The organism is Phyllobacterium sp. RCAM01083, from assembly GCF_055685835.1.
In genome coordinates this window covers 162559-187681 of sequence record NZ_JBVFZN010000005.1, presented here as the reverse complement: position 1 = coordinate 187681, position 25123 = coordinate 162559, and the positions used below count along the sequence as shown (strand labels likewise).

28 protein-coding genes and 1 tRNA gene are annotated in these 25123 nt (G+C 56.5%); 17 read left to right on the top strand and 12 right to left on the bottom strand.

Annotated elements, in window-relative coordinates; genetic code table 11:
• Positions 1–4: 4 nt before the first annotated feature.
• A complete protein-coding gene (locus ACZ25R_RS07645) occupies positions 5–841 on the top strand; it encodes a TrmH family RNA methyltransferase (RefSeq protein WP_472460627.1) in 837 nt (278 codons plus the stop codon).
• On the opposite strand, the gene ACZ25R_RS07640 is transcribed toward ACZ25R_RS07645, so the two are convergent.
• Positions 812–1873 carry a hypothetical protein gene (locus tag ACZ25R_RS07640; protein WP_472460626.1) on the bottom strand — a complete coding sequence of 354 codons (1062 nt, stop codon included), beginning with the start codon at positions 1871–1873 and terminating at the stop codon, positions 812–814. The two genes, ACZ25R_RS07645 and ACZ25R_RS07640, sit on opposite strands and share 30 nt — an antisense overlap.
• Positions 1874–2017: 144 nt before the next feature.
• The gene (locus ACZ25R_RS07635; protein WP_223613446.1) at positions 2018–2578 is read right to left on the bottom strand and encodes a DUF1134 domain-containing protein; all 561 of its coding nucleotides are present in this window, start codon (positions 2576–2578) and stop codon (positions 2018–2020) included.
• A gap of 345 nt (positions 2579–2923) precedes the next feature.
• Between ACZ25R_RS07635 and chpT the strand changes: the two genes are divergently transcribed.
• Complete coding sequence (gene chpT, locus ACZ25R_RS07630; RefSeq protein WP_223612525.1) at positions 2924–3553, top strand: histidine phosphotransferase ChpT; 630 nt, start codon at positions 2924–2926, stop codon at positions 3551–3553.
• Between the two features lie 117 nt (positions 3554–3670).
• A complete protein-coding gene (locus tag ACZ25R_RS07625) occupies positions 3671–4024 on the top strand; it encodes a response regulator (protein ID WP_226904627.1) in 354 nt (117 codons plus the stop codon).
• Between the two features lie 10 nt (positions 4025–4034).
• Here ACZ25R_RS07625 and ACZ25R_RS07620 read toward each other — a convergent pair whose 3' ends face one another.
• Complete coding sequence (locus ACZ25R_RS07620; RefSeq protein WP_472460625.1) at positions 4035–4901, bottom strand: LysR family transcriptional regulator; 867 nt, start codon at positions 4899–4901, stop codon at positions 4035–4037.
• A gap of 92 nt (positions 4902–4993) precedes the next feature.
• Here ACZ25R_RS07620 and ACZ25R_RS07615 point away from each other — a divergent pair, with 92 nt between their 5' ends.
• The 3 genes from ACZ25R_RS07615 to ACZ25R_RS07605 all read left to right on the top strand — a co-directional run bounded on the left by ACZ25R_RS07615 (position 4994) and on the right by ACZ25R_RS07605 (position 7097).
• Positions 4994–5959, top strand: a complete 966-nt coding sequence (locus tag ACZ25R_RS07615) for a quinone oxidoreductase family protein (RefSeq protein ID WP_472460624.1) — start codon at positions 4994–4996, stop codon at positions 5957–5959.
• Positions 5960–6034: 75 nt separating this feature from the next.
• On the top strand, positions 6035–6397 hold the full coding sequence (locus tag ACZ25R_RS07610) for a VOC family protein (RefSeq protein WP_472460623.1): 363 nt from the start codon (positions 6035–6037) through the stop codon (positions 6395–6397).
• Between the two features lie 121 nt (positions 6398–6518).
• Positions 6519–7097 carry a tyrosine phosphatase family protein gene (locus ACZ25R_RS07605; RefSeq protein WP_472460622.1) on the top strand — a complete coding sequence of 193 codons (579 nt, stop codon included), beginning with the start codon at positions 6519–6521 and terminating at the stop codon, positions 7095–7097.
• A 76-nt stretch (positions 7098–7173) separates the two neighbouring features.
• Here the strand turns inward: ACZ25R_RS07605 and ctrA are convergent, their stop codons facing one another.
• Positions 7174–7875: a response regulator transcription factor CtrA gene (gene ctrA / locus ACZ25R_RS07600; RefSeq protein ID WP_223612517.1), complete on the bottom strand. Its 702-nt coding sequence runs from the start codon at positions 7873–7875 to the stop codon at positions 7174–7176.
• Between the two features lie 454 nt (positions 7876–8329).
• Between ctrA and ACZ25R_RS07595 the strand changes: the two genes are divergently transcribed.
• Positions 8330–8716 carry a flagellar export protein FliJ gene (locus ACZ25R_RS07595; protein ID WP_105731965.1) on the top strand — a complete coding sequence of 129 codons (387 nt, stop codon included), beginning with the start codon at positions 8330–8332 and terminating at the stop codon, positions 8714–8716.
• Between the two features lie 24 nt (positions 8717–8740).
• Here the strand turns inward: ACZ25R_RS07595 and ACZ25R_RS07590 are convergent, their stop codons facing one another.
• Together ACZ25R_RS07590 and sciP are read right to left on the bottom strand one after the other, a co-directional pair.
• Positions 8741–9037 carry an N-acetyltransferase gene (locus ACZ25R_RS07590; RefSeq protein WP_229489984.1) on the bottom strand — a complete coding sequence of 99 codons (297 nt, stop codon included), beginning with the start codon at positions 9035–9037 and terminating at the stop codon, positions 8741–8743.
• A 149-nt stretch (positions 9038–9186) separates the two neighbouring features.
• Positions 9187–9462 (bottom strand): CtrA inhibitor SciP, encoded by a 276-nt coding sequence (gene sciP / locus ACZ25R_RS07585; protein WP_091878079.1) that lies wholly within the window; start codon positions 9460–9462, stop codon positions 9187–9189.
• A 304-nt stretch (positions 9463–9766) separates the two neighbouring features.
• Here sciP and mnmA point away from each other — a divergent pair, with 304 nt between their 5' ends.
• Positions 9767–10957, top strand: a complete 1191-nt coding sequence (gene mnmA / locus ACZ25R_RS07580; protein ID WP_472460621.1) for a tRNA 2-thiouridine(34) synthase MnmA — start codon at positions 9767–9769, stop codon at positions 10955–10957.
• Positions 10958–10996: 39 nt separating this feature from the next.
• Here mnmA and ACZ25R_RS07575 read toward each other — a convergent pair whose 3' ends face one another.
• Entirely contained in the window at positions 10997–12124 is a 1128-nt protein-coding gene (locus tag ACZ25R_RS07575; protein WP_403183988.1) for a DegT/DnrJ/EryC1/StrS family aminotransferase, read from the bottom strand.
• 172 nt (positions 12125–12296) lie between these two features.
• Positions 12297–13259 carry a Gfo/Idh/MocA family protein gene (locus ACZ25R_RS07570; protein WP_223613445.1) on the bottom strand — a complete coding sequence of 321 codons (963 nt, stop codon included), beginning with the start codon at positions 13257–13259 and terminating at the stop codon, positions 12297–12299.
• 187 nt (positions 13260–13446) lie between these two features.
• On the opposite strand from ACZ25R_RS07570, the gene ACZ25R_RS07565 reads away from it, so the two are divergent.
• Positions 13447–13523: transfer RNA gene (locus ACZ25R_RS07565), tRNA-Met, on the top strand.
• Here the strand turns inward: ACZ25R_RS07565 and ACZ25R_RS07560 are convergent.
• Positions 13480–15099 carry a recombinase family protein gene (locus ACZ25R_RS07560; RefSeq protein ID WP_472462455.1) on the bottom strand — a complete coding sequence of 540 codons (1620 nt, stop codon included), beginning with the start codon at positions 15097–15099 and terminating at the stop codon, positions 13480–13482. The two genes, ACZ25R_RS07565 and ACZ25R_RS07560, sit on opposite strands and share 44 nt — an antisense overlap.
• A 289-nt stretch (positions 15100–15388) precedes the next feature.
• Here ACZ25R_RS07560 and ACZ25R_RS07555 point away from each other — a divergent pair, with 289 nt between their 5' ends.
• The 3 genes from ACZ25R_RS07555 to ACZ25R_RS07545 all read left to right on the top strand — a co-directional run bounded on the left by ACZ25R_RS07555 (position 15389) and on the right by ACZ25R_RS07545 (position 16605).
• A complete protein-coding gene (locus ACZ25R_RS07555; protein WP_472462454.1) occupies positions 15389–15571 on the top strand; it encodes a helix-turn-helix domain-containing protein in 183 nt (60 codons plus the stop codon).
• Positions 15568–15822, top strand: coding sequence for a hypothetical protein (locus ACZ25R_RS07550; RefSeq protein WP_472460620.1), 255 nt, complete (start codon positions 15568–15570; stop codon positions 15820–15822). Before ACZ25R_RS07555 ends, ACZ25R_RS07550 begins: the two co-directional genes overlap by 4 nt.
• Positions 15823–16107: 285 nt before the next feature.
• On the top strand, positions 16108–16605 hold the full coding sequence (locus ACZ25R_RS07545) for a hypothetical protein (protein WP_472460619.1): 498 nt from the start codon (positions 16108–16110) through the stop codon (positions 16603–16605).
• A 117-nt stretch (positions 16606–16722) separates the two neighbouring features.
• Here the strand turns inward: ACZ25R_RS07545 and ACZ25R_RS07540 are convergent, their stop codons facing one another.
• Positions 16723–17337, bottom strand: a complete 615-nt coding sequence (locus ACZ25R_RS07540; RefSeq protein WP_472460618.1) for a hypothetical protein — start codon at positions 17335–17337, stop codon at positions 16723–16725.
• Positions 17338–18497: 1160 nt separating this feature from the next.
• Here ACZ25R_RS07540 and ACZ25R_RS07535 point away from each other — a divergent pair.
• The 3 genes from ACZ25R_RS07535 (at position 18498) to ACZ25R_RS07525 (ending at position 20498) form a co-directional block, all read left to right on the top strand.
• Positions 18498–18722, top strand: coding sequence for a hypothetical protein (locus tag ACZ25R_RS07535; protein WP_472460617.1), 225 nt, complete (start codon positions 18498–18500; stop codon positions 18720–18722).
• Positions 18723–18782: 60 nt separating this feature from the next.
• Positions 18783–19382 (top strand): hypothetical protein, encoded by a 600-nt coding sequence (locus ACZ25R_RS07530; RefSeq protein ID WP_472460616.1) that lies wholly within the window; start codon positions 18783–18785, stop codon positions 19380–19382.
• Positions 19383–19487: 105 nt separating this feature from the next.
• Positions 19488–20498 carry a hypothetical protein gene (locus ACZ25R_RS07525; RefSeq protein WP_472460615.1) on the top strand — a complete coding sequence of 337 codons (1011 nt, stop codon included), beginning with the start codon at positions 19488–19490 and terminating at the stop codon, positions 20496–20498.
• 754 nt (positions 20499–21252) lie between these two features.
• Here the strand turns inward: ACZ25R_RS07525 and ACZ25R_RS07520 are convergent.
• A complete protein-coding gene (locus tag ACZ25R_RS07520; RefSeq protein WP_223612513.1) occupies positions 21253–21714 on the bottom strand; it encodes an Lrp/AsnC family transcriptional regulator in 462 nt (153 codons plus the stop codon).
• A 111-nt stretch (positions 21715–21825) separates the two neighbouring features.
• Between ACZ25R_RS07520 and ACZ25R_RS07515 the strand changes: the two genes are divergently transcribed.
• Positions 21826–22437, top strand: coding sequence for a LysE family translocator (locus ACZ25R_RS07515; protein WP_472460614.1), 612 nt, complete (start codon positions 21826–21828; stop codon positions 22435–22437).
• A gap of 18 nt (positions 22438–22455) precedes the next feature.
• Here ACZ25R_RS07515 and ACZ25R_RS07510 read toward each other — a convergent pair whose 3' ends face one another.
• The gene (locus ACZ25R_RS07510) at positions 22456–23334 is read right to left on the bottom strand and encodes a LysR family transcriptional regulator (RefSeq protein ID WP_472460613.1); all 879 of its coding nucleotides are present in this window, start codon (positions 23332–23334) and stop codon (positions 22456–22458) included.
• Positions 23335–23562: 228 nt separating this feature from the next.
• On the opposite strand from ACZ25R_RS07510, the gene ACZ25R_RS07505 reads away from it, so the two are divergent.
• Positions 23563–25110, top strand: coding sequence for an MFS transporter (locus ACZ25R_RS07505; RefSeq protein ID WP_472460612.1), 1548 nt, complete (start codon positions 23563–23565; stop codon positions 25108–25110).
• Positions 25111–25123: the final 13 nt, after the last annotated feature.

Genomic DNA, 25123 nt, shown 5'->3' with positions numbered 1-25123 from the left:
CACGATGCCGCGACAGGATGAAGCCTGGCTGGAACACCGCATCACGCGCATCGATGACGCCGACGACGGGCGGCTCGGCCCCTATCGCAACGTCCGCGAGCGCGATCTGGTTGGGCGGGAAGGCCGTTTCATTGCCGAGGGCAAGGTTGTGCTCAACGTGCTGCTTACCAATACCGCGTTCGCGGTCGAGTCGCTTCTGGTCCTGGAAAACCGGCTTGCCGGCCTCGCGCAGCAAATAGCCCTCTGCCCGGACGACGTGCCGGTCTATTGCGTATCACGCGCCGTCATGGATGCGATTGCCGGTTTCCCCATGCATCGCGGCATACTTGCCGTCGGCCGGCGCAGCGCGCCCCGTTCAGCCGACCAGCTGATCGATGCCCTGCCGGCAGCCTCGCTTGCCGTGGTGCTGTGCGGCATATCCAACCATGACAATATGGGATCGATCTTTCGCAATGCCGCGGCATTCGAAGCCGATTGCATCCTGATGGACGAAACCAGCTGCGATCCGCTCTACCGCAAGGCGATCCGCGTCTCGGTGGGTGCCGCGCTCAAGGTTCCGTTCGCGCGGGAGGGCTCGATCGACGATCTCGTCGCCAAATTGCAGCGGGCCAGATTCGACATTTACGCGCTCAGCCCATCCGGCACGGAAAGTCTCTATGCCGCACAACCGGGATCGCGCACGGCACTGCTGTTGGGAACCGAGGGCGAAGGCCTGCCGAAAGCCCTGATGCAGACGCTGAAGACGATCAGAATCCCGATGTCCGAAACATTTGACAGCCTGAACGTTGCCACGGCCTCAGGCATAGCGCTGTCACGGTTTAGCCGGTTCTCCGGTATTTGATTCCACCGGAGAAGCTGCCTTTTGCAGCGCGCGGATGCGATCAGCCAGGCTGATGATTGCCTCGCCGTTCTCGTCATAGGCCGCCGATACGTCACCGCCCGCGGTTGCCAGGAGCTTGTTCACCTGGGAGGACGGACCCTCGAGCCGTGCAACCATGGCGACCACCTGGGACGCCAGCGCATTCATCTCCTCGCGCAACCGTTTGCTTTCCTCCGCCTGCACAAGCGCCTGCTTGCCGCGTGGCGCATGGTCCGCAGCAACGCCCTGCTTGCGGCCTTCGGCGATGATGCTGCGCAGCCGCTCGTTGAGGCGCTCGACTTCCTTTTCCCGCCGCAAAAGCTTGGCCTCGTTGTCCGATAATTTCGTCACCAGTTCGCTTGCCCGTGTTTCCGCGCTATTGCCGCGCTTTGTTTCCTGTTCGAGCGAATGCTGCAATGCCTTGAGCTCGGTTTCCAGCTTGTGTTTCTGCTCTTCGCTGTCCCGCTTGGCCCGGCGCGCGTCCTTCAGCTCGTCCGAAAGGTTCTCGATACGGGTGGTCTGTGCCGCCACATCGATCTGCAGACTGTCGGCTTTCGTCTCCGTGCTGTTCAGGCGGCGATGCAGGAGTTCAAGCTCTGCCGAACGCTGCTCGAGGGTTTGCACGGTACCGCCAAGTTCACCGGCCGATTTTTCCAGTGCCTGGTCACGTTGCGCGAGGGATGCCTGCAATTCAGTGATCGTTGCATCCCGTGCGGCGAGATCGGCCGAGAGCAGGCGGACCTGCCGCTCCTTCTCGCTGAACGTCAGCAGTTGCTGCGCCGCTTTCTCCTTGATGCCTGACAGGGTCATTTCCAGCTTGCGCTCGCTCATGGCGTGCTCTGCCCGCAGACCGTCGCGCTGCGCCTGGATTTCGTTGAGCGTCAGCGGTGTCTCCGCTTCGACGCGCCTGCGTGTCAGCAGCATGGCGCGGCGCCAGACGGGAGGCGCGAAGATCAGCACCAGCAGGACGGCACTCAAAAATCCGAGGGCGAGATAAAGTGCGGTCTGGATCACGATAAGGGTCCTGTTGGAAGATCGCGCAGAGGATAGAGCGGAACGTCCTCTGCTTCAAATCTGGCACAATGCCGGTCCGGCATCAAACGGCAAAGACGCGGAACGGCTTCCGCGTCTTGCCCAAACGTCCGCAAAGGAGAAAGATCAAAACGGGTTCCAGGTCGGAGACTGGGTGATCTTGAGATAACCGACATTCACGCCGAGCCGCGCGCCAACGCCGGTGCGTATCGGGACCAGCAAGACCTGATTGCGTTTGAGCACATTGAAGCCGACACCTGCGAAGAGATAGGCTGAACCTGCGACGCCGACAAAGCGGCCATAGAGATTTTGTATATCGTCGAGATTATAGACGAGCATCATGACACGGGAACCCTGGCCGCCGAAGTCCCATCCGATCGATGGACCCTGCCAGAAACTTTTGTGATCCCCGGCATTTTTTGTATAAAGCGTGCCCTCGCCATAGGTGAGGCCCCCGATGATAGCGCCCGATCCCTCTTCACCCAGGATATAGCCGTTCGGCAGACCGTAGCTCTGGAAAATCTTCTCGACCGCCGATGCCAAACCACCGGACGTCGATCCGAAGAATCTCTGCCCCGAATTGACGATCTCGTCCATGGAGAACTGGTCCTGCGCTGCATTGGCCGCATGCGGCTGTGCGACAACCAGTGACACCATTGTCAGGATCAGGAGAAAAAAACGGTTCATAGACAAGAATAGAGACGCCATCATAATTCCTTTTGGCTGTTCGCTTCTTTGTCCGACGCCAGATGCGAATCTTGTGTTCGCCTTGTAATTGAAGCACCATTTAAAGGTCTAAACCTTGTATAAAAGTTTATGAATCGATCTTGGCATTTCAATGGCTTGCCGGGGACGGGAAAAAGATAAGGAATTCAGCATCTACCGGTATCGTTGACGTCGTTCTTGCCGATCCGGACCGAGCTATGTATCCAAATGCAGCAGCCATCAGAGTGATTCGGCATGAACATCTGATTCGGCATAACCCCAATACGCAGATTCCAACCGTCAGCCAAATCCTTAGGAGTTTCTCTCATGACATTGCCCGTAATTCTCTCGGCAACGGACCTCGGAGCCCTCCTGAGCAGCCGCATCTGCCATGACATCATTTCGCCGGTGGGCGCGATCAACAACGGGCTGGAACTTCTGGAAGAAGGCGGCGCCGACGAAGATGCGATGAACCTCATCAAATCGAGCGCACGCAGCGCCTCTGCCCGCCTGCAGTTTGCCCGTATTGCCTTCGGCGCCGCCGGATCGGCCGGCGTCCAGATCGATACCGGCGATGCCCAGAACGTGGCCAACGAATATATGAAGGGCGAGAAAGCCGAGTTCACCTGGACCGGCAATCGCGTCCTGCTGCCCAAGAACAAGGTCAAGCTGCTGCTCAATCTCGTGCTGATCGCCAATGCGGCCCTGCCGCGCGGCGGCACGCTGAACGTTGCCTTGGAGACGCCTGAAACCGAACCGCGCTTCGTCCTGACATCGCGCGGCCCGATGCTGCGCGTTCCGCCGAAATTCCTTGAACTGCACAGCGGCAAGACGCCGGAAGAGCCGATCGACGCCCATGCGGTGCAGCCTTACTACACGCTGCTGCTGGCGCAGGAGGCCGGAATGACGATCTCCATCCACGCCACGCCGGAAGAGATCGTGTTCTCGGCGGTCTGAGGCGGTAAAAATTTACCATCCGCCTTGGCCATTTCTTCACAATCGGCCTGATACTCTCTCTTGAAGCAGCTGCAATGTCGCAGTGATTCCGGGGGGAGTTGGCACGTGTTACGTTGTATGGTCGTTGATGGAGCGCCGGTGGTCAGGAAAGTTGCGACGCGTCTGCTCGCAAGCGACAGCGTTGTCGTGACCACAGCCGACACGGGCTTTCAAACGGTTTCGGCCTGCAGCGTAGAAATGCCTGACATCATCATTCTGGACTGCGCACTGCCGGATATGCCGTCCGTCGACATCATCAGCCAGATTCGCGCCCTGCCCGGCGGCAAGGAAAGCCGGATTTACCTCTGCCTTGCCGAAATCGATGTGACCAAGATCATGCGGGCCAAACGGGCCGGGGCATATGGTTATCTCCTGAAACCCTTCAACCGGGAGTCCATCTCGGAAATCCTGCCGTCGACGTCCGTCGGGTAAAATCCAGTGGTCATGCTATTCTGAGCGGACACTCCCTGCCGATGATATCGGCGAGGAAAGTCATCACCGTCCGCATGACGGGCGAGCGGCCGATATCCGGATAGGCCGTCAGCCAGAGATCGCGGACTGGCGGCAGCTCCTTGACCGGCAGTTTGACCAGCATCGCATCATTGTCCCCCATGAAGCAGGGAAGGACAGCCGCCCCCAGACCGGCACGCGCCGCTTCCTGCTGGCCGAAGAGGTCGCTGGCCTGAAAGATGATCGGGCGTCCGGCGAGGATCGAGCGCAGCCAGACCTGCTGGGCCACGTGATCCAGCGTTGCATCATAGGCGATGAACGCCAGCGCTTCCGGCGGCTGGGCCGCCTGCTCGCGCGTGGCATAGAGCCCGAAGCGCATGGCCCCGATCCGCCGGATGAGCAGATCCTTCTCCACAGGCCGCGCCATGCGGACGGCGAGATCGGCCTCGCTGCGATCAAGCGCGGCGTTCTGCGTCGCCCCCGCAAGCGCCAGGGTTATGTCCGGGTGTTCGCGGTGAAACTCGACCACGCGCGGTGCAATCAGCCTTGCCGCAACCGCCGGCGGTGCGCTGATGCGCACTGTTGTGACCGGCGAGAGTGACAAGCTTCGGGCACGCCGTTCAATGGATTGTGTCAGCCGCGCCATGTCTTCGACAAGTTCGGCAATCGCCTTTCCCTCCGCGGTCAAAGGCGAACGGCGCGGCAAGCGATCGACAAGACGCAGCGCAAGCGCCTGTTCGAGCGATGCGACGCGCCGCCCGATCGTCGCATGGTCGACGCCAAGCGCACGTGCGGCGGCGGACAGCGATCCTGTCCGGGTCAGAACGGAAAAGTAGTGCAAATCCTGCCAATCGATCATTGGTGAATTATTGCACATGTATGGAAACAAAACACAGAATTTTCTCACATCCCATGATGTGTTCGAATGCCCTCATTCCAAAGGAGAACATCATGGCACTGACGATCGAAATGACCGGCCCCGGCGGCCCTGAAGTATTGCGGGCAAGAGACGTCGTTGTTGGCGATCCGGGGCCGGATGAGGTGCGCATCAGGCAAACGGTTATCGGCGTCAATTTTGTCGATATCTATTTCCGCAGCGGTCTCTATTCGCCGCCAAGCCTGCCCGCCGTACTTGGCCTCGAGGGGGCTGGCATTGTCGACGCCATCGGGGAAAACGTCACCCATCTCCAGCCCGGAGACCGGGTTGCCTATGCCGGCATGCCGCTTGGCGGCTACGCTGAAATGCGGCTGATCCCGCAATCACGCCTGATCAAGCTGCCGGATGCGGTTTCGGATCGCGTCGCCGCAAGCACATTGTTGCGCGGCCTGACGGCCTACATGCTTCTGCACGAAGTCCGCTCTGTCAGGCCGGGCGAATGGGTGCTGGTTCACGCGGCGGCAGGCGGCGTCGGCCAGCTGGTCTCGCGCTGGGCGAAGCGTTTGGGAGCCAATGTCATCGGCACAGTCGGGTCGGAAGGCAAAATCGCAGCCGCAAAGGCGGCGGGCGCCGATGAGGTGCTGCTGTACAAATCAGAGGACTGGACCAGTGACGTCCGCCGCATCTCCGACAACAAGGGTGTCCACCTCGCCGTCGACGGTATCGGCGGATCGATCTTCATGGAAACGTTGAAGACAATCCGGCCCTTCGGCATTCTAGGCTCCATCGGCCAGCCGGCAGGCCCGGTGCCGCCGGTCCGGCTCGAAGACCTGGGCAACATCGCGGTCATGCGCCCAAGCGTCATTGCTGCCGTCAACGATCCGGCGTTCTACCAGCGCGGGTCAGAAGCCCTCATCGCCGCCCTGCAGGACGGCTTGAGCAGCCCGATAGGCGCGGAATATCACCTGCGCGATGCGGCCAGGGCACAGGCGGATCTGGAAGCGGGCAAAACAACGGGCAGTGTCATTCTGACCACCTGACCGTGCCTGTTGCCGCCCCGCCGCGTGCTCGCTAGGTTGATATCTCAAGAGCAAGCAGTCCAAAGGCAGAAGACGATGGCGATAACCGGAATTGAACACATCCAGCTGGCCATGCCCGCGGGCGAAGAACAGGCGGCACGCGAATTCTATGATGGCCTTCTCGGCATCACCGAAGTGCCCAAGCCCGCATCGCTCGCCGGGCGCGGCGGATGCTGGTTTGAAACCGGCAGCGTCCGCCTTCATCTTGGCGTCGAGCAGAACTTTTCTCCCGCGAAGAAAGCGCATCCCGCTCTGTTGACGGACAATCTTGCTGCGCTGGTCCACGCATTGGAAGCAGCGGGCTATGCCATTGCCGAAGACCAGCCGCTGGAAAAATACGACCGGCGCTTCGTCCACGATCCCTTCGGCAACCGCATCGAACTGATGCAGCCCAGATGAATTGACCCCGCCGGTCCGCGTCGTAAATATGCCGGAAAACCTCGGATAATCTTTGCCATCGCCGCGGAACGCTTCCACAATGCGGTTGGCGCCACACAAGCATCAGGATTACCGATTCCCCATGAAACCTTTGTCCATCTCCACGCTGACCATCTGCGGCATTGACGAACTGCCCGCCCAGAGCGGACGCACCGTCACCCATGTCCTGTCCATTCTCGACCCGAACTGGCCGGAACTCGAGGCATTCCAGGCCTATGGCACCCATCACCGCACGACACTGAACTTTCACGACATCATCGACGCCGATGAAGGCAAGATCCTGCCGCAGCCGCAACACGTTGCGGAAATCCTGAACTTCGGCAAGGCGCTGGCTGAATCAAAGGCGGATGGCGCCGAGGGCCACCTGCTGATCCATTGCCACATGGGCATATCCCGCTCGACGGCAGCCATGCTCTCCCTCCTCGCCCAGACCTATCCCGATGAATCCGAGGCCCGGCTGTTCGAGCGCCTGCGCCAGATACGCCCGCAGGCCTGGCCGAATTCCCTGATGATCCAGTATGCGGATGATCTCCTGGGCCGGAACGGCAAGCTGGTCGATGAACTGCGCCGCCACTATGGCTGGCAGATCAAGCGCGAGCCGAATTATCTCGAATGGATGGCCCGCATCGGCCGCAGCCGCGAGCTGGACATGGCCGTTTGACCCGCATCAAACATGCAAAATGCAAAAGGCTCCGTCAGTGACGGAGCCTTTTGCTTGAATGACCTGAGACGAAGGCTCAGGCGATTTCGCGCATGTCCGACGCATCCGGCTCACGCAGCACGTAGCCGCGGCCCCAGACGGTCTCGATGTAGTTGATACCGCCGGAAGCACTGTCGAGCTTCTTGCGCAGCTTGCAGATGAAAACGTCGATGATCTTCAATTCAGGCTCATCCATACCGCCATAGAGGTGGTTGAGGAACATTTCCTTGGTGAGCGTCGTCCCCTTGCGGAGCGAAAGCAGCTCCAGCATCTGGTATTCCTTGCCGGTGAGGTGAACGCGCTGGCCGGTGACTTCAACCGTCTTGGCATCGAGGTTCACGATCAGGTCGCCCGTGGTGATGACCGACTGGGCATGGCCCTTCGAGCGGCGAACGATCGCGTGGATGCGGGCAACCAGTTCGTCCTTGTGGAAAGGCTTGGTCATGTAGTCGTCGGCGCCGAAACCGAGGCCACGCACCTTGTCCTCGATGCCGGCCATGCCGGAGAGGATGAGGATGGGCGTCTTGACCTTGGACAGACGCAGGGTCCTCAGGACTTCATAACCGGACATATCCGGCAGGTTGAGGTCGAGGAGGATGATATCGTAGTCGTAGAGTTTGCCGAGATCGACACCCTCTTCGCCCAGATCCGTCGTATAAACATTGAAGCTTTCCGACTTGAGCATCAACTCGATGCTCTGGGCCGTCGCACTATCGTCTTCGATTAAAAGAACCCGCATATCATTCCCCTTTTCCCGCCGCTGAAATGGGTTGCCGTGCAATCCCGAAGTCAGGTCGCGAAACAAGCCGTTTCCATAACGTTAAGATTGCCACCGAATGGTTAACAAAATCTAATTCCGCTTTGCAAGTGTCTTTGACTCATAAGTTAAAAATCACAGGCACCGCATTGATTCATAAGGTGAGTCACCCGGCTAAAAACCATCAGCCAAAGCTTCAGGTTCTGCGCCTAAGCGATTCATTCGACTCAATAAATTTTTAGCCGGACACGGCCGACTTCGATTTACCGAGCTTTAAGTCTTAAGGCGTATGATTAATGCTGAACGTAAAGGAAAGGTTACCAGACGCGGCAACCTTTAAGTTTTTGTTTCATTTTCCCGAAGTGATTCGGGTGAAACGCCAGCCGGATGACTCCTGTTGAAGGGTCTGCGTACCGGCTTTGTGGGGGTAGTGAGTATGAAGTCGCATGAAGGTTTGGTTCGATTGAAACTGTTTCAGGTCAAGGAAAAGCGCCGCCAGCTCGGCCAGCTTGATCTCATGATGGGTGAATTCGAACGCATGGCTGCTGAGTTGGACGCGCAGATTATGTCCGAGGAAAAGAAGGCGGGCATTACCGACACGTCGCATTTTGCCTACCCGACATTCGCCAAGGCTGCGCGCCAGCGTCGCGACAATCTGTTTGATTCGATCCGTGATCTGAAGGCTCAGAAGGACGATGCCGAGGCGGCACTGGCCGAATCAGAAGCCGAACTGGCGAAAGCCGAGGCGCTGGAACAGCGCGACGGCAAGGTCCGCGATATCGACGATATGCCGGTCGCCGACAAACGCGCCATGATCGGCTGACCGGGAACGGCAGCCGGGTCTGTTTCAGCTCTGCCGCACCACATCGGCCCAATCCTTGTGCCGCAGGGATTGGGCGCGCATGAACGGGCATAGGGGAATGATCTTCCATCCCCCTGCCCTCGCATCTTCCACCGCATGCAGCGCCAGCGCCTGCCCCACGCCCTGGCCGCGCAGCGCATCCGGCACACCCGTATGATCAACGATGATCAGTTCGGGATTGACCCGGGAAAACGTCATCTCCGCCTCGTGCCCTGAGACGACAGTCACATAGCGTCCGCCTTTGGCGGTTTCTTCCTTGGTAATTTTGATATCGTCTGCCATTCAACGTCTCCTTGCCGTCATCCATGATCTCTTAGATCAGGTTTTGTGGCTCAGCGGAACATCTTGGCAGCATCGCGTTTATGCTTCCCATGAAAAGGAAAAGGCTGGTCTCAACGACCAGCCTCAGCCAAACTCAAAGGCGACATCATCTAATGACGATATTGCTGTATCCGGGTTGTTCTTAGTCCAGCCAGGCCATGATCGGAGATCGAGGACTGCCAGGACAGGAACTCTTCCACCGTCAATGTATAGCGATGGCAAGCCTCCTCAAGACTAAGAAGACCACCGCGCACAGCGGCAACCACCTCAGCCTTGCGGCGAATAACCCAACGCCGCGTATTGGCGGGCGGAAGATCGGCGATGGTCAGCGGGCTGCCATCCGGGCCGATTACATATTTTACTCTCGGTCGAACAAGATCGGTCATTGTACTCTCTACACTAAACTTCAAGACCTATCGCAGCCGACATTACAGGCAGGGCTTTAATAATTGCCTAAACAGCGAGTCATTCTCTGGTAACTTCTGCAAATTCCAGGAGATTGTTGAAAATGACCATTTTGCCGGCTTTGACCGGTATCATCGGCCGTGGCCACGGCGACGCATCGCTCACCTTTGCGTGAGAAAAATACGCCGCCTGACACTTCCTGTTGGCAAGATCGAGTCAATTGACCTATATAGGGGCCTTGAATATCCCTGCGCCGTTATGTCGCTGCAAGAACCGGATCCGCTTATGACACTGAATAATCTCGATCTGCCGGGCAAGCCGGAAGACACACGTATCGTCGTCGCCATGTCTGGCGGCGTGGATTCTTCTGTTGTGGCGGGCATTCTCAAACGTCAGGGTTATGATGTCGTCGGCGTTACCTTGCAGCTCTATGATCACGGTGCATCGACCCACCGCGCGGGCTCCTGCTGCGCCGGCCAGGATATCGAAGATGCGCGCCGCGTCTCCGAGCGCCTTGGCATTCCGCATTATGTGCTGGACTACGAAGCGCGCTTCCGCGAGGCCGTGATCGATCCCTTTGCCAACAGCTATGTCAGCGGCGAAACGCCTATCCCTTGCGTATCCTGCAACCAGACGGTGAAGTTTGCCGATCTCCTGCAGACCGCCAGGGATCTCGGCGCCGATGCGCTCGCAACCGGACATTATATCCGCAGCCATGCCAATGGCGCGCACCGCGCACTCTACCGCCCGGTTGATACGGACAAGGACCAGAGCTATTTCCTGTTTGCAACCACGCAGGAACAGATCGACTACCTGCGCTTCCCGCTGGGATCAATGACCAAGCCGGAAACCCGCGCCATTGCCGAAGAACTCGGCCTGTCCGTTGCCAACAAGCAGGACAGTCAGGACATCTGCTTTGTTCCGCAGGGCAAGTATTCCGACATTATTTCCAAGCTGAAGCCCGAGGCTGCCAATCCCGGCGACATCGTCCACATCGACGGACGCGTGCTTGGCCGCCATGAGGGCATCGTGCACTACACCATCGGCCAGCGCCGCGGCATCGGCGTGGCGACGGGCGACCCGCTCTACGTTGTCCATCTCGACGCAGCCAATGCACGTGTGGTCGTCGGTCCGCGCGAAGCGCTGGAAACCCGCAAGGTTTTCCTGCGCAACGTCAACTGGCTCGGGGATGATGCGCTCGAGAGCATTCCGGAAGGCGGCGTTGAAGTTTATGCCAAGGTCCGTTCGACCCGTCCGCCGCGCCCGGCTGTCCTGCACCATCGCGATGGCGAGACATGGGTCGAGCTGGTCGATGGTGAAAGCGGCATCGCCCCCGGTCAGGCCTGCGTCCTCTATTCCGATGACAGCAACACCGCCCGTGTCTATGGCGGCGGCTTCATCGGCCGCTCCGAACGGGCTCCGCAGGCGGAAGCCATGCTCAAGCGCCTGGCTCAACAGGGCCAGGCCGTCGCCTGATCGCACAAACCTCTGTCAGCGATGTGGCCCCAAAAGCGCTTAGGCAGCGCTTTTGGTCTTGAACTCGCGAATGGTTCCGATGATGCGGTCCTGATCAGCCTCACTCAAATAGGCATGCATCGGCAGACACAGGATGTTCTTCGGCAGCGTTTCCGACACGGCAAGGCCGCCCGGCGCGCGCATATAGTGCGCATAGGCTTCCTGCAGATGCAGCGGCTTGACATAATAGATCACCGAAGGAATGCCGTTGGCCTGCAGATGCGCCTTGAGTGCGTCGCGGTTCTCGGTCTCGATGGCATATTGCGCCCAGGCCGAGCGTGAGCCTTCCGGCATAAGGGCGACCTTGACCACGTCCTTGAGGCCGTTGGCATAGCGCTTGGCCACGATCTGCCGCGCTTCCATCTCGTCTTCGAGAATGGCGAGCTTCTCAATGAGGACCGCCGCCTGGATCGTATCGAGGCGCGAATTCATGCCGACGCGCACATTGTCATACTGCGTCTCGCCCTTGCCGTGGAACAGGATGGAGCGCAACAGGTCGGCGAGCGCCGCGTCATTGGTGAACATGGCACCGCCGTCGCCATAGCAGCCCAGAGGTTTTGCCGGGTAGAAACTGGTCGCGCCGACATGGCCGAACGCACCGCACATCGCATTGTCGCGCTTGCCGCCGATCGACTGCGCCGCATCTTCGATGACGAACAGGCCGTACTTGTCGGCAATTGCCGATACCGAGGTGTAATTGGCGGCGAGGCCGAACAGATCGACTGGGATGATGGCTTTTGGCTGCAACCGGCCCTCCGCCAGGACGGCCTTGATCGCCGCTTCCAGCTGCTCGACATTGATGTTGTAGGTATCGGCGTCGACATCGATGAAAACCGGCTCCGCTCCGACAAGCGCCACAACTTCAGCGGTGGCGGCGAAGGTAAAGCTCGGGCAGAACACCGCATCGCCCGGGCCGATGCCGCGTGCCATCAGCGGAATCTGCAGGGCATCCGTGCCGTTGGCACAGGCAACCACATGCTCGACACCGAGATATGCGCCAAGACGCTTTTCGAACTCGGCAACTTCCGGTCCGAGAATATATTTGCCTTCACGCACCACTTTGGCGATTGCCGCATCAAGCTTGCTGCTAATCCGTTCACGCTGTGCGCCGAGATCGATGAACTGCATCATTGCTCCAATATCAATTGTTCCGCGAATCCGTCGCGGAAAACGGTCAAGACAACTCTTTAGAAGGGCCGTGGGAGGTCTGCCAGACGTTGTCGTTCAAAGTTTGTCCGGTCTTGTAACAACGCTTTACACCGAGCGCAATCTTGCAGCACTTTTGAGGCCGCCGGACGGATCAGCTCGCCTTGTCGTGCGCAACCGTGCCGGCGGTCAGAATCCGCAGGACACGAATCGCTTCCTCGCCGTCGGTGACCGGCTCGCTGCGCGTGTTGATGCTGTCGATGAAATTCTGGCATTCCCGGGTCAGCGGCATGCCCTGCGCAATCTTGACATAGGTCGGCTCTTCCGTCGTCGACGCCCACTGGCCGTTATCCTGCCAGATCGAATGCTTGTAGACAGCAAGCTTCTTGTCCCACTGCTCCATGTCGTCGAAGACGGCCATGGCCTTGGTGCCAACGACCGTAAGCCGGCGCTCGCGATAGGGATTAAGACGCGAGGCAAAAAGGTGCCCGCGAATATTGTTGGGAAAGCGCATGTGCAGGTGGGCGAAATCGCTGAGGTGATCGAGCACCGCCGCACCCTCGCCGCGCACTTCCAAAGGTTCGGTGCCGGTGATGGCAAGGATCATCGACAGGTCATGCGGTGCCAGATCCCAGAGGGCATCGTTTTCCGTGTGGAATTTTCCAAGACCGAGCCGATGGGAATGGATATAGCGCACATCGCCGAGATCGCCTGCCTTGATCAGCTCCAGAAGCCGTTCGAATGCCGGATGAAAACGCAGGACATGTCCAACCATGAAGATGCGCCCGTTGTCGCGCGCAGCCTTCACGGCGGCTTCCGCATCGGGAACGGTCAGGGCAATCGGCTTTTCGACGAGGACATCCTTGCCATTGGTGACGGCGCGAATCGCCGCAGCCGCATGAAATTGCGGCGGCAGGGCCATGACGATGGCATCGACCTCCGGATGGGTGAAAAGATCGTCGACTTCAATGTGCAGAACATTCTGCTCCGCGGCGAAGCCGGCGGCGCGATCGGTGTTCTGGTCGGAGACTGCAAACAGCGCCCCGAGACTCTTCAATGTCCGGATATGATTGCTGCCCCAATAGCCGCAACCCAGCACTGCAATCCGTGGAGCCATCTTTTCAGCCTTTTTCATATCGGCATCCATTATCCGCAGGAAGAAACGAACACAAGTCTTCGATACGGAGAAGATTGCTTGACAGGCCGTTGCTCCCCACATATATCCGCCCCGTCCCTGTCAATTGACAGCGCGTCCCCCGGTCCTCACTTGCAGGCTAGCCGTTCACGGGTCGCATGACATATGGGGCGAAGTAGCTCAGTAGGTTAGAGCAGAGGAATCATAATCCTTGTGTCGGGGGTTCGAATCCCTCCTTCGCTACCATTACCTCCCCCAATTCCGGGATATCCTTTCCGATCAGGGCAGATAACAGGCCAAAGATCTCCACTGTTGCGCCTTCTTTCGTTTTTGGATGAACGACTACATGCGAAATAATTTGCCGAACTGCGGCGAGTAAATCCATATGCTGGCGGGGCTCAGGATCGCCGAGCAGAAGATGAAGGTTCGCTATAGACGACTGGTATCGCTTCACAGCCTGCGGATGCAGATCAATTTTTGGTATTTCTGCATCAGCAGCTTTCAATCGCTCTTTCAGCTCTCCTATTCGTTCTTGAAGCGGAATGATCTTATCCTCGATGCCCTCACTGCCCACTATGCCACGGGCAAATAAATCGAGCAGCCGTGACAACTGCCCTGTTGCATCTGCTAGCTGGCGTTCGATTTCATTTTTGTTCCTACTTGCAACTTTAAGCGCTTTTTGGCGCTCATCAACATACGCCTGAATATAAGCTTCCAAATACGCAGGGTTGGAAAATGCATCGCGCAGGCGATCGACGACAGCCCGTTCAATCAGATCTAGGCGATATTTTTCAATGTTAGTGCATGAACCGCTTTCCCGGTTTGTTGAGCATCTAATCCTAATCGCGCCGCTGGCATGCTTGTCATGCATGGACATCCCACCACCGCAGACACCGCACTTCATCAGCCCCGACAGAAGCCTTTTAGGTCGTTGAGTGTTTCGACCATTGGCCTGAGCAAACGAACGCTGTTCGCGGCGCTTTGCCGCCGCGTCAGCAATCGCGGGGTCAATTATGGCTAGATGTGGAGCGTCCGCTGTTTTCCACTCGCTTTCGGGATTAATGCGGCTGACCCGCCTGCCGGTATCAGGGTCGCGGACCATACGGACGCGGTTCCAGACGATCTTTCCGTGATATAATGGGTTCAAAAGGATACCATTGCCTCGATCCCTGCTCCCATTGATCGTTGAAGCATTCCAGCTACCACCGCGAGGCGGGGGAACTTTTTCTTCATTAAGCGTTTTGGCGATATCTCGCGGCGTGTCGCCATCGACATAAAGCTGGAAAATTCGGCGAACCGCATCGGCTTCATGTTCGATGATTTCAAGCTCGCCCGGCCTGCCTAAAATGGGCCGATATCCGTAAGCCCGGCCACCCGCGCTGCGACCATCCGAAATGACGCCTGCCAAGCCGCGCCGGACCTTATGCTTAAGATCGGCCATGAAAAGGGAGCCAACAAGCCCCCGGATACCAATTTGAACCGCGTCGGCGACACCATCGTGAACAGCAACGATCTCCACATTGGCAAAGCTTAGCCGTTTGTATATTCCCGCCAAATCCTCCTGATCGCGGGAAATGCGATCCAGGGCTTCAACAATCACCATGTCGAAAAGCCCCGCTTTGGCATCGTCCATCAGCTGCATGATGCCGTCGCGTCCGATGATAGAGGCGCTCGTCTGCGCTCGATCGGCGTAGACCTTGGAGATTGTTACGTCGTTTTTTGTTGCGAATGATCGACATAGCGCTACTTGATCGTCGATTGATCGATCCTTTTGAAGGTCCGTCGAATATCGGGCATAGATCGCAGCTTTGCGTTTAGGCATTGAATTCATCCACTATCGATTTCTGGATCACGTTAAGGCCGCAGACTTCGCAGCGCCACCTTTTCAGCCAAAAACCCTAGACCTATTTCCAAAGAAATATAAGCGCAAATCCATCTAGAAATGATATTATTTCCAACATTTTATCGTTTTATATCAACTATTTAGGCGCTTGAATGCCTACCTCCCTTGGTGTAAATTCTAGCAAGATTAGCGCTCAGTACAAATTCAGCAAATTCAAAATCTGTCCCGCAATCCCAATCAGGGGAGTAGAATTTTGTCCCATGACCCGGTGCAAACGCTGAGCATCTCTGTCGAGGAATTCTCGCAGAAACTCGGCGTCAGCCATGATCTAATTTACAATGCCATTAAGAGCGGCGACGTTCCTTCGGTTTCGATTGGTCGGCGGCGGCTCATCCCTCGCTCGTTCGCAGAGAGAATTTACAACGAACTTGTTTCGGGAGGGCGCTCATGACGAAAACTCTCAACTGGGCTCACGCCGCTGCCCGGTCATGGCCGAGGCGGCAGCGGACCGAGACACCAGCCGGGCGCAACAGTGGCGTTGTGGCCCGGCAACAGGCAGCAGACGCCGAAATGGTTACACGAAATCTGAAATACCTGTGCGCCCATCGAGGAGAAGTCGAGCTTCTAGCATCTCTGCTGGCAGGAAAAAGTTCAAATTCTCGAATTGCGGGAGGCGAATATGACGCCAACGACAGTGAATAACGTTATCGCCGGATCATTTGGCCTCCCGTTGCTACTTCGCGAGCGTGCGGCCTGGCTGGACCGCGAAGCGATGCGGATTGTCGCCGGAACGCACACTGCATCCCGCGTCAATACTGCACGGGCAATCGCTACTTTTTATTCCGTACGCGGCGTTCCGCCTGAAGTGGTTGACAAGGAGACAGCCAGAGTTCTTAGCGTTCTTGACGCCCGTATCCATCAGCTTAACGCTCTACTGGAGGCTGATCCCTTCGCTTCAATTCACACCCAACCGACTGGGAGGCGCGCATGACGGCTAGTACGCGCGCAAAAGAAAGTGATGAGCAAAAGCCACGTCAATCGCGACTTACCCACCGTCTCGCAAACATCGAGACGTTGCTCTTATATCGCCGCGAGCACGACCTTCCGGAAGCTGATGAGTATGAGATGCTGACACTGGCGTTCAATGCGATCGTGCACGATCCATTGTCGCAGAGAGCCGATCGGGTTGGCAGGATGATCGCATGGGGGACAAAGTTCTTCCCGACCATCGATGTGTCGCTACTCGAGCAGTTGGCGATCGGCTGCGGCCACTCTCTTTGCTTCTTCACGAATGAGCGGGCTGCTGATATGGCCGAATTGGATGTAGATACTCGACTACATCTCGGCATCCGAATGATCGGGGCAATGGGGCATACGGCGTCAGATCTGAAAAAACAGGCCGCAGGGCGTAAGCGCACCAACAACCGAGAACGCAATACCTCCCTACAGCGTCGCTTCATAAAATGTGTCAGAAGAAGTTCGTAATTTTGGACAAGCAGGCTGATCGATCCCCATTAGCGCAAATTCGGACCTCGCGGTTGCACATTGCCTGCGCATCGGGAAATTTGCCGCCTAGATGCGGAGTATTGCGCGATGTTTTGGTTACTTGAGATAGGAATTCAGTTCTCGTTCTGCATCAAGCACCGCCGTATGAAACTCGCCTACTAAATAATCGATACGGTTATGGAGCATCTCGCGCGGCCCATTGTGGTCCTGTTGCTCGGCATTCATTGCGTTATAGTTGTTGTAGCGCTTTAGATAAGATCGAGCCTCATCAATACAGTGCGTGACGGTGGTAGGAAGAAATTGCTTGTGGTGTGTCAGCAGTTCCGTAATGCAGTATTCGAGATAGTCGCCGGAACGCGGAAGGTCAGGAAGCCCCGGTTTTGCATGTGGACCTTCATCGGCCATACTTGCCAACTGGTCGAAGACCATGTGGCACTCTGCAAGTGCAGCTAGTTCATGTCGTACTGCAAATCGCTTGTCCGAAATCGCCTGATCGCGTTGCAAGGTGATCTGCTCACTGATCTTCCGCACGCTAAGCCAAGCCACTGCAATCGCGCCGCCACCTGCAACCAGCGTTTGATACCGGTTAAGTGCGTGTTCGATCCATCGAGGCCACGAAACTTGATCGGGCTTTATCCAAGTGAAATGCCAAAGAGCTAGTGCCGCCAAAATACCGGCCATCGCATACAGGAGTAAACGTCTAGGTTTCATTCAAAGGCTTTCAGAATGTCCGATATACTGACTGGCTTGTCCTGATAAACTTTCCGCCATTCGGCTTACTTTACCGGCTTGCCGTCTGCATCATGAATTGTGTTGCCATTGCTGCTGGTGCACATATCGCCTGAAGGGGTCTTTTGCGCGCGATTACTATCGACGATTGTTACAAAGCACTTCAACTTAGTCTCCCCTTCTTTTCAAGATCTACCTCAAGATTGTACATTGAGAAATAACAATCCCATCACTTCAAAAGTCATACTCGGCGCGAAACCGATTTGATAGAGATTGGCGACACCGGGTTACTCACCGATGCGCTTACATTTTAGGTACCTTTCCAACGCCCTCCAAGGCGCGGAGCCGCCGCCCCCCGATCTTTGAATGTATTTCAATCTTTCAAAATCGCAGTTGGGTTGTGTTTCAGAAATTGTTTTATCAAAGGAAATCAATTGCTTTGATGGCCATCAACGGCTGTGAAGCGCTATTGGGCCGACTTGCACCGACAACCAGGATACGAGGCTTCGAATTGGCTACGAGCATGAATTGGAAGAACCGTTGGCTTGAGCGCGCACGGCGCGATCATCGCATGCCGCCATCAGCGTTCCGGCTCGCTCATGGCATCGCTGCAACTGCAAACCGTGGCGGGGTCGTGAGCCTTCATGTTGATCAGATTGCCGCTCGCTGCGCGATTTCGAGGCCAACGATCCGTCTGGCGCTTGATCGGCTCGCTGCACTTCGTTAAATCGACTTCGGCAGCTATTCCTCGTCCGAACCGTTCACCGTCGCGATGCTTGACAGCCAGCCCTATGTCCTATGCCCGGCCAAGTCACACAACTGATCAAAATAGCAATCCCGCGAGCGAACTTCTTGTGATCGCTGCTCGTTGTGAAATCTTCATGCTAAGACGATCTCCTGTCTTGAAGGAAAAATGTCGGTGCGTTGTCGCCCGGCATTTTTGTCCGGCAGATGTCCGGATAGCCGAAAAATTGTCCGGCAAAATTTTCTTAAAATTTTCGAGTTTCTGGTTGCTCCACGGTGATTGCTCCGGCAACGTTGAGCAACAAATGCGTCAATTGTAGAAGCCGGGCTAAAATATCGTCCGGCTTCATTGCTGGTATGAGTGAGCATATGCTCTGTCCGATGAGAAAGCGCACCAAATGAAAATTCTAGAAGCGACAGACCAACAGCGAGCCGAGATCGCGGAAATCCTCCTTCAACAAATGTCAGATATTCTTGCCGATCAAAAAACTGATCTTAATGACGAGGCTGCTATCACGCATGCACTACGCGAGGTGAACTTCGGCGATCGCGCTATTTCACATCTGTGGAAAAATGCCCGCGATCATGCTGTGAAGTTGAGAGAAGAAATAATCATCTGCTGAGTTGCACTCTTTCAAAGTGCCTATAACTGGTCTGTCCATCCAAATAGGAGAGGACAGACCATGACAAAGATCGCCAAAACACATCCCGCCGATATCGCCGCCCGCGCACAGGCCGAAGCAGCCAAAAGTTTTAGCGTCCATCTTCGTCGCGGCCCGGACTTCAAAATCAATGAGCCAGCCGCGACCCTTGCCGAAGCGATCACGATCGCCGATCGCCTGTCCAAGGAACACGCCAACAAAAACCCGCTGATCTATGCGATCACGCAGGAGGATTTCACCGTTCTTGTCCCCAAAGAAATGATTGCAGATGCTCGATCCGTTGGTAAACCGGCCAGGAAACCGCAGGAAGCGCAAACAAAGAAACTGACCGCCAATGCGCCCGAGAAAGCTGCGCTGCGCGCCGGAGGGCAGCGTGCGGCGGTCCTTGCTGCTGCCGAAAAGGGCATTTTGCCCCCGCCACCGGATTTCAGCGCACCAACCCACGCACGTTTTCGAAAGAAGCTCGCAGATGTATTTTCATTGATAGAAGCAGGTAATATCGAAGAGCTGGAAGCTTTCAAAATAAATCCATCATCCTCATCGCCAAAGGCGATCCTCAGATATCGAAATCTGGCGCTAGTAGCCTTAGCTGCCCAAAGGCAGCGAGGTTCCGCAGATTAGATTTTACGATAAAAGTAATAAAGCAGAGGAAATCCTCATTTGCGTCTCGCTTTTGTAACAAAATACTGTCTTCTGTCTGGCGTATTGCATTACTCGGGGGAACAAGTGTCAGATCATTTTTTGCATCTCATGAAATTGAGCATGGGCAGGTATCCTGCTGTTAGTGTCGAAGTAACGTTGAGCACCCTTATCGAGGTCTGCAAACACTACTATGATAAGGATGACGCTCTTTTCCCCATCAAAACGAGTGCCGGCAAACCAGCCAGTGATCAGGATAGTTCGAACGCCATTTACATCTCTGATTTGGACGACACCAACGAAACATTTTCTCTTTTGCTAGTTCGAGGAGATCCCGAACGGGGCCTGCCGAGTTTCGTAAACCCCAAAACTCGGACTGTGAAAACCATAACTTCTGACGAACCAGGCGACGTTCCAGGCGCTTCCGCCCACATTGTAATTTCAAAACAGCTTATTGCTTCAGGTAACGATCAAGGTCGCCATCGAATGGCAATGGAGCGAACGCGGGGCATCAGCAAAGCTTTGGCCCGCGACTTCCTGACGGCCCTGATGGCCCGGTATGCTGAAGAATTTCCAGAGAAATTCATTGCAGAAAAAAAGCGAAGAAATGCAAAGGAACAGGCGGAGACAATTCAATATCGCCCTACTGTTTCGTTCAATCCGCAGCAAAACGCTAGCCTGAAGAAAGATTTGGAGGAGGGACGCATTGGTGGGTTCAAGCTAGTTCGCGGTAGCACTGAATTTCAGGGAGAAGCGAGTGAGCCAAAAATTCAACGACTTGATGTGCAATTGACGGCAAGAATTGCTCCAACCGAGGATTTCTCGAAAGTAAAAAAACTAATAGACCACGTGCGGCAAACACTGGACATAATTAATTTCGAAGCGTTGAACCTAGAACTCGTGGATGAAGGCGGTCAAACTATTGCCAACACCAAAGCGATAGAAATTGATCAACTTGACCAAGCGGATATGCGGTACTGCAAGACAGTTGCTATTACAGATCTGGGAGACGATGTCGTTGAGTGCTACGCTGAATTCTATCAACCAATTATGAAGTTCGCCAAGAAGACGCTTAATACCGCAAAACATTGGAACTGAAATGTGGTGGATAAAGGAACTTCTCACCTGCTTCCGATTTCTGATAATTAGGGGCGATAATTCTTTTTGGAAATCTAAGCGTATCTACGAGATTGTCCTGCCATTGGCTGTCTCAGTGCCGTTATTTATTCTATTCTTGTTCGTGCCAAAAGCTTTTGCGCCGGATTTTCTCTTTAGTTTTTCGCAGCTACTTTTCCAGTTCATGGTTTTTGTAGTGCCGTTTCACCTTGCTGCGCTCGCGGCTTTTGCAACGTTTGAAAGAAAGGGTTTAGATGACCCGCTTAAAGGAACGAATGCTGAGATTTATGTATGGAGCAACACAGACAACCAGAGATTTCTTGAAACGCTGACACTGCGCCAATATGCAAGCCTACTATTTGGCTATCTTTGCTCAATAGGTATAATTTTCATTGTTGCATACCTGTTTATATACAATATAAAATTTTCATACCTGTTCGGTGAGCAATACATTTACGCTTATAGGACATCAACATTCTTGGTTTTACTATTTATTTGCCACTATGTATTCCTAAGCATTTATTCGATCACCTTCTTGTTCGATAAGATTAATAAAATCGGCTCTCAATAATTCCAGCAGTGTGCGGGTTCTGGGTCGGAGAAGTAGTGTTCCCAACAGGTATTGGGGGAGGTGATCAACACGAACCTTCGCTACCATTGTCTTTCCAAAGAAGGCGGTTTTCAGATCGGCGCGGCGCGAATTGCGGTTTGCCGCATGTTTTCGGCTTTTTACCGGTCAATCGAGCGGCAGAGCATAGGTCTGCTTCACAATCTGGCTCGGCACATCGGTTTTGACATTCTGGATGCCGTTGATCCGCGTCAGATGAGAGGCCTGAAAGTGCCGGTAGTCGTCGAGATCTGCGACCACAACCCGCAGCAGCGCGTCGCTCTCCCCAAGCATGATGTAGCATTCCACCACCTGGGGCAGCCTCTTCATCGCATCCATGAAATGATCGATCGTTTCGGCATCCTGCGCCGTCAGCCACACCCGCGCGAACAGCGAAAGCGATAAATTGACCTTGGCCGGATTGAGCACGGCGACATAGCGGTCAATGACACCGGCCTCCTCCAGCAGGCGCACGCGGCGCAGGCAGGGCGACGGCGACAGGCCGGCCTCCCTGGCAAGTTCCACATTCTGCATGCGCCCGTCCTTCTGAAGCGCGCGAAGGATACGCTTGTCGATCTCATCCAGCATCATTGAAATTTCCTGCCAATATTTCCAATAGAATACAGTAATTATGCCAGTAAAACACCATATCCTGATATCTTTGCAATCCGATTGCGCGCCGTGTGCAGTACTGTTCCAATCATGGAAATACACACGCTATTGCTGTTTACGGCGACCGTACTGCCGCTGATCTGTACACCGGGACCCGACATGCTGTTCGTTGCATCGCAGGCGATTGCGGACGGACGCGCCGCGGGCCTGCGCGCGACAGCCGGCGTATGCCTTGGCTACCTCGTCCACTCCACCCTCGTCGCCCTCGGCCTCGCTGCCATCGTGGCGGCGTCGCCGCTGCTGTTTGAAGCGCTGCGCTGGATCGGCATCGCCTATCTCCTGTATCTCGCCTGCAAGCTCATCGCGTCGGCATTGCGGGCCGGGCGGGTGACCGTCGCCGCCGGACCGGCGAGGCGGCAGCTCCAGCGCGGCTTCCTCACAGCCTTTCTCAATCCCAAGGGTATGATGATCTATTTTGCGATCCTGCCGCAATTCATCCAGTCCGGCAGCAGCATTGCGCTGCAGGCAGCTGCCCTGTCGGCTGTCTTCGTCCTCTGGTGCGCCATCGTCTATGTGATTCTCAGTCTGGTCATCGGGCGATTGGCCGGACGCGGCGGTTTCAGCGACCGGCGCCGGAGAATCGTCGAAGGCAGCGCTGGCGGGCTGCTCATCGTTGCCGCCGGTCTGATAGCGGCAAAATGAACGCGGGTGTGTACGGCCTTAGCCGATCCTGACCAGTTTTGCCGCAGCCGCCTGTTCCGGCATGTCGACGACGAGCTGACCGAATTCCCGGGTGGCGGGCGTCTGCCCCTCTTCGCTCCAGATCAGGCTGAAAACCGCCGTCGGCAGCGGCGGCAAGCCATACTGGCCGTCAAGGATCTTCATTCCCGGTTCAAGGTCATCCCGGGTCATCACGGTCATTGCCAGCCCCGACAGCACGGCCGCGCGAATGCCCTGCATGCTCGCCGACGTGAAGACGACGTGCCAATCGATCGACGTCCGGTCCAGCGCTTCGACGCCGACCTTGCGGTTGAGGCATGGAGCCGGGATGAAGGCGAAAGGCAATGACGTGCCCGGCGGCACTTTGAACGTTTCGGCCGCCACCCAGACGAACTGCGTCTGCTTGAGAACTTTGCCGTTGGCCGCCTCCGGCAATGTCAGCACGACCGCCAGATCGAGTTCGCTGGCCCTGACCATCGCATGAAGATCGAGACTCATGCTGACATTCACGTCCAGCTGAACCTCCGGATTGGTGCGGGCAAACTGGCACAACAATGTCGGCAGCCGGTCCCCGATGAAATTCTCCGGAACGCCGAAGCGGACGATGCCGGACACCGGCGATGCCTGAAAGCGGCGGGTCAAGGCATCGAGCGAATGCAGGATCTGGCAGGCATAGCGCAGGAAATCGTCGCCATCTTCCGTCAGCCTGACACTGCGCGTGGTGCGGTAGAGCAGCGACCGGCCAACCTGCTCCTCCAGCCGCCGGATCTGGTGGCTGACGGCAGATTGCGTCAGGTTCAGCCGTCGGGCCGCCCGGGTAAAGCTTCCCGCCTCTTTGACAGCCACGAAGGCGCGTAACAGTGTGGGGTCGAAATCCATGCCGGCAGATTAATGACAATTGCTAATTTATTCCAGTAAATTAAATCATTTTTGTCATGATACGAACTGACCTAAGGTGATGCATGACTCGCTTCGGCGAACATCGGACCGGTCATTCCGCCGGTCCGGTGCTTTTTCGTCCCGACTTGGCCCGGAACTCACCGACACCGCATGCGTGCCGGCGAAGGTGCGTTCCATTGTCAGATGCAACCTTGGAAAGAACCATCCATGTCGCTCTCCTCGTCCCGCAAGAATATGGTGGCGCTGGCTGCCATATGTTTGTCGTCCCTCATGTTCGGCCTCGAAATTTCGAGCGTGCCGGTGATTCTGCCAACCCTGGAAAAGGTCCTGCATGGCACCCTGAAGGACATGCAGTGGATCATGAACGCCTATACCATTGCCTGCACCACCGTGCTGATGGCGGTCGGCACCCTGGCTGACCGCTATGGCCGCAAGCGCATCTTCGTCATCAGCCTCGTGCTGTTTGCCATTACGTCCTTCGTGTGCGGGCTGGCGCAGGATGCCGCAATTCTGATCGTCAGCCGCTTTCTCCAGGGCATTGCCGCCGGCGCGATGCTGATCTGCCAGATTGCCATTCTATCGCATCAGTTTCAGGAGGGGCGCGAGCGCAGCAAGGCCTTCGGCGTATGGGGAATTGTCTTCGGCATCGGCCTTGGTTTCGGGCCGATCATCGGCGGCATCATTGTTGCGCTGACCAGCTGGGAATGGGTGTTCCTGGTCCACGTCCCCCTCACCATCCTCACATTGATTCTCGTCTTCGGCAGCATCGGGGAATCCAGCGATCCCGAAGCGAAAAAACTGGATGTCCTCGGCATCACCACCCTGTCGCTGGCGGTTTTCGGGCTCACCTATTTCATCACGCAGGGCCCCGATCTCGGCTTTACCAGCATCACCGCTTTGGCCATCATCGGCGCATCGGCGGCGAGCTTCGTCGCCTTCATCGTCGCGGAAAACCGCAGCCCCCATCCCATGTTCGACTTTTCCGTCTTCCGCATCCGCAACTTTTCCGGGGCTATCCTCGGCTCCATCGGCATGAATTTCAGCTTCTGGCCGCTGATGATCTACCTGCCGATCTATTTTCAGAGCGGTCTCGGCTACGATATTGTCGCAGCGGGACTGTCGCTGCTGGCCTATACGCTGCCTACTTTGGTCACCCCGCCATTGGCGGAGCGCCTTTCGCTGCGCTACCGGCCCGGCATCGTCATTCCGCTTGGGCTGTTCACCATCGGCCTCGGCTTCATGCTGATGCGCTTTGGCAGCAGCGTTGACCACGCAAGCTGGCTGACCATGCTGCCCGGCTGCCTGCTGGCGGGCATCGGGCTGGGTTTGACCAATACGCCCGTCACCAACACGACCACCGGTTCGGTATCGAGCACCCGCGCCGGCATGGCCTCAGGCATCGACATGAGTGCCCGGCTGATCACGCTCGCCATCAATATCGCGCTGATGGGCTTTATCCTGCTGGAGGGCACGCTGTCTTATCTGAGAAGCGTCTTTGCCGGGTCGTTCGACCCGTCCCGGTTGCGCCTGCTGGCGGAAAAAATCGCCGCCGGAAACTTTGCGAGCCTCCCGCAGACCTTTCCGGAACTCACGGCTCTGGACCCGGCCGGAACGCTCGTCCATGATGCCCTGATCCACGGTTTTGGCCTGATCATGCTCTATGGCGGTGCCGGTGTCTGGGTTCTGGCAGTGATCAGCTTCCTGATCTTCGGGCCGAGGAAACGCCTGAGCGAAGCGACCGCCGCAAACCTTTGAAGCCAGCATCGGT

Bases quoted from the DNA above. Each gene is read 5' to 3' on its own strand.
- ACZ25R_RS07645 (WP_472460627.1), top strand. From the start codon at position 5: ATGCCGCGACAGGATGAAGCCTGGCTGGAACACCGCATCACGCGCATC.
- ACZ25R_RS07635 (WP_223613446.1), bottom strand. From the start codon at position 2,578: ATGAACCGTTTTTTTCTCCTGATCCTGACAATGGTGTCACTGGTTGTC.
- chpT (WP_223612525.1), top strand. From the start codon at position 2,924: ATGACATTGCCCGTAATTCTCTCGGCAACGGACCTCGGAGCCCTCCTG.
- ACZ25R_RS07625 (WP_226904627.1), top strand. From the start codon at position 3,671: ATGGTCGTTGATGGAGCGCCGGTGGTCAGGAAAGTTGCGACGCGTCTG.
- ACZ25R_RS07620 (WP_472460625.1), bottom strand. From the start codon at position 4,901: ATGATCGATTGGCAGGATTTGCACTACTTTTCCGTTCTGACCCGGACA.
- ACZ25R_RS07615 (WP_472460624.1), top strand. From the start codon at position 4,994: ATGGCACTGACGATCGAAATGACCGGCCCCGGCGGCCCTGAAGTATTG.
- ACZ25R_RS07610 (WP_472460623.1), top strand. From the start codon at position 6,035: ATGGCGATAACCGGAATTGAACACATCCAGCTGGCCATGCCCGCGGGC.
- ACZ25R_RS07605 (WP_472460622.1), top strand. From the start codon at position 6,519: ATGAAACCTTTGTCCATCTCCACGCTGACCATCTGCGGCATTGACGAA.
- ctrA (WP_223612517.1), bottom strand. From the start codon at position 7,875: ATGCGGGTTCTTTTAATCGAAGACGATAGTGCGACGGCCCAGAGCATC.
- ACZ25R_RS07595 (WP_105731965.1), top strand. From the start codon at position 8,330: ATGAAGTCGCATGAAGGTTTGGTTCGATTGAAACTGTTTCAGGTCAAG.
- ACZ25R_RS07590 (WP_229489984.1), bottom strand. From the start codon at position 9,037: ATGGCAGACGATATCAAAATTACCAAGGAAGAAACCGCCAAAGGCGGA.
- sciP (WP_091878079.1), bottom strand. From the start codon at position 9,462: ATGACCGATCTTGTTCGACCGAGAGTAAAATATGTAATCGGCCCGGAT.
- mnmA (WP_472460621.1), top strand. From the start codon at position 9,767: ATGACACTGAATAATCTCGATCTGCCGGGCAAGCCGGAAGACACACGT.
- ACZ25R_RS07575 (WP_403183988.1), bottom strand. From the start codon at position 12,124: ATGCAGTTCATCGATCTCGGCGCACAGCGTGAACGGATTAGCAGCAAG.
- ACZ25R_RS07570 (WP_223613445.1), bottom strand. From the start codon at position 13,259: ATGGCTCCACGGATTGCAGTGCTGGGTTGCGGCTATTGGGGCAGCAAT.
- ACZ25R_RS07560 (WP_472462455.1), bottom strand. From the start codon at position 15,099: ATGCCTAAACGCAAAGCTGCGATCTATGCCCGATATTCGACGGACCTT.
- ACZ25R_RS07550 (WP_472460620.1), top strand. From the start codon at position 15,568: ATGACGAAAACTCTCAACTGGGCTCACGCCGCTGCCCGGTCATGGCCG.
- ACZ25R_RS07545 (WP_472460619.1), top strand. From the start codon at position 16,108: ATGACGGCTAGTACGCGCGCAAAAGAAAGTGATGAGCAAAAGCCACGT.
- ACZ25R_RS07540 (WP_472460618.1), bottom strand. From the start codon at position 17,337: ATGAAACCTAGACGTTTACTCCTGTATGCGATGGCCGGTATTTTGGCG.
- ACZ25R_RS07535 (WP_472460617.1), top strand. From the start codon at position 18,498: ATGAAAATTCTAGAAGCGACAGACCAACAGCGAGCCGAGATCGCGGAA.
- ACZ25R_RS07530 (WP_472460616.1), top strand. From the start codon at position 18,783: ATGACAAAGATCGCCAAAACACATCCCGCCGATATCGCCGCCCGCGCA.
- ACZ25R_RS07520 (WP_223612513.1), bottom strand. From the start codon at position 21,714: ATGATGCTGGATGAGATCGACAAGCGTATCCTTCGCGCGCTTCAGAAG.
- ACZ25R_RS07515 (WP_472460614.1), top strand. From the start codon at position 21,826: ATGGAAATACACACGCTATTGCTGTTTACGGCGACCGTACTGCCGCTG.
- ACZ25R_RS07510 (WP_472460613.1), bottom strand. From the start codon at position 23,334: ATGGATTTCGACCCCACACTGTTACGCGCCTTCGTGGCTGTCAAAGAG.
- ACZ25R_RS07505 (WP_472460612.1), top strand. From the start codon at position 23,563: ATGTCGCTCTCCTCGTCCCGCAAGAATATGGTGGCGCTGGCTGCCATA.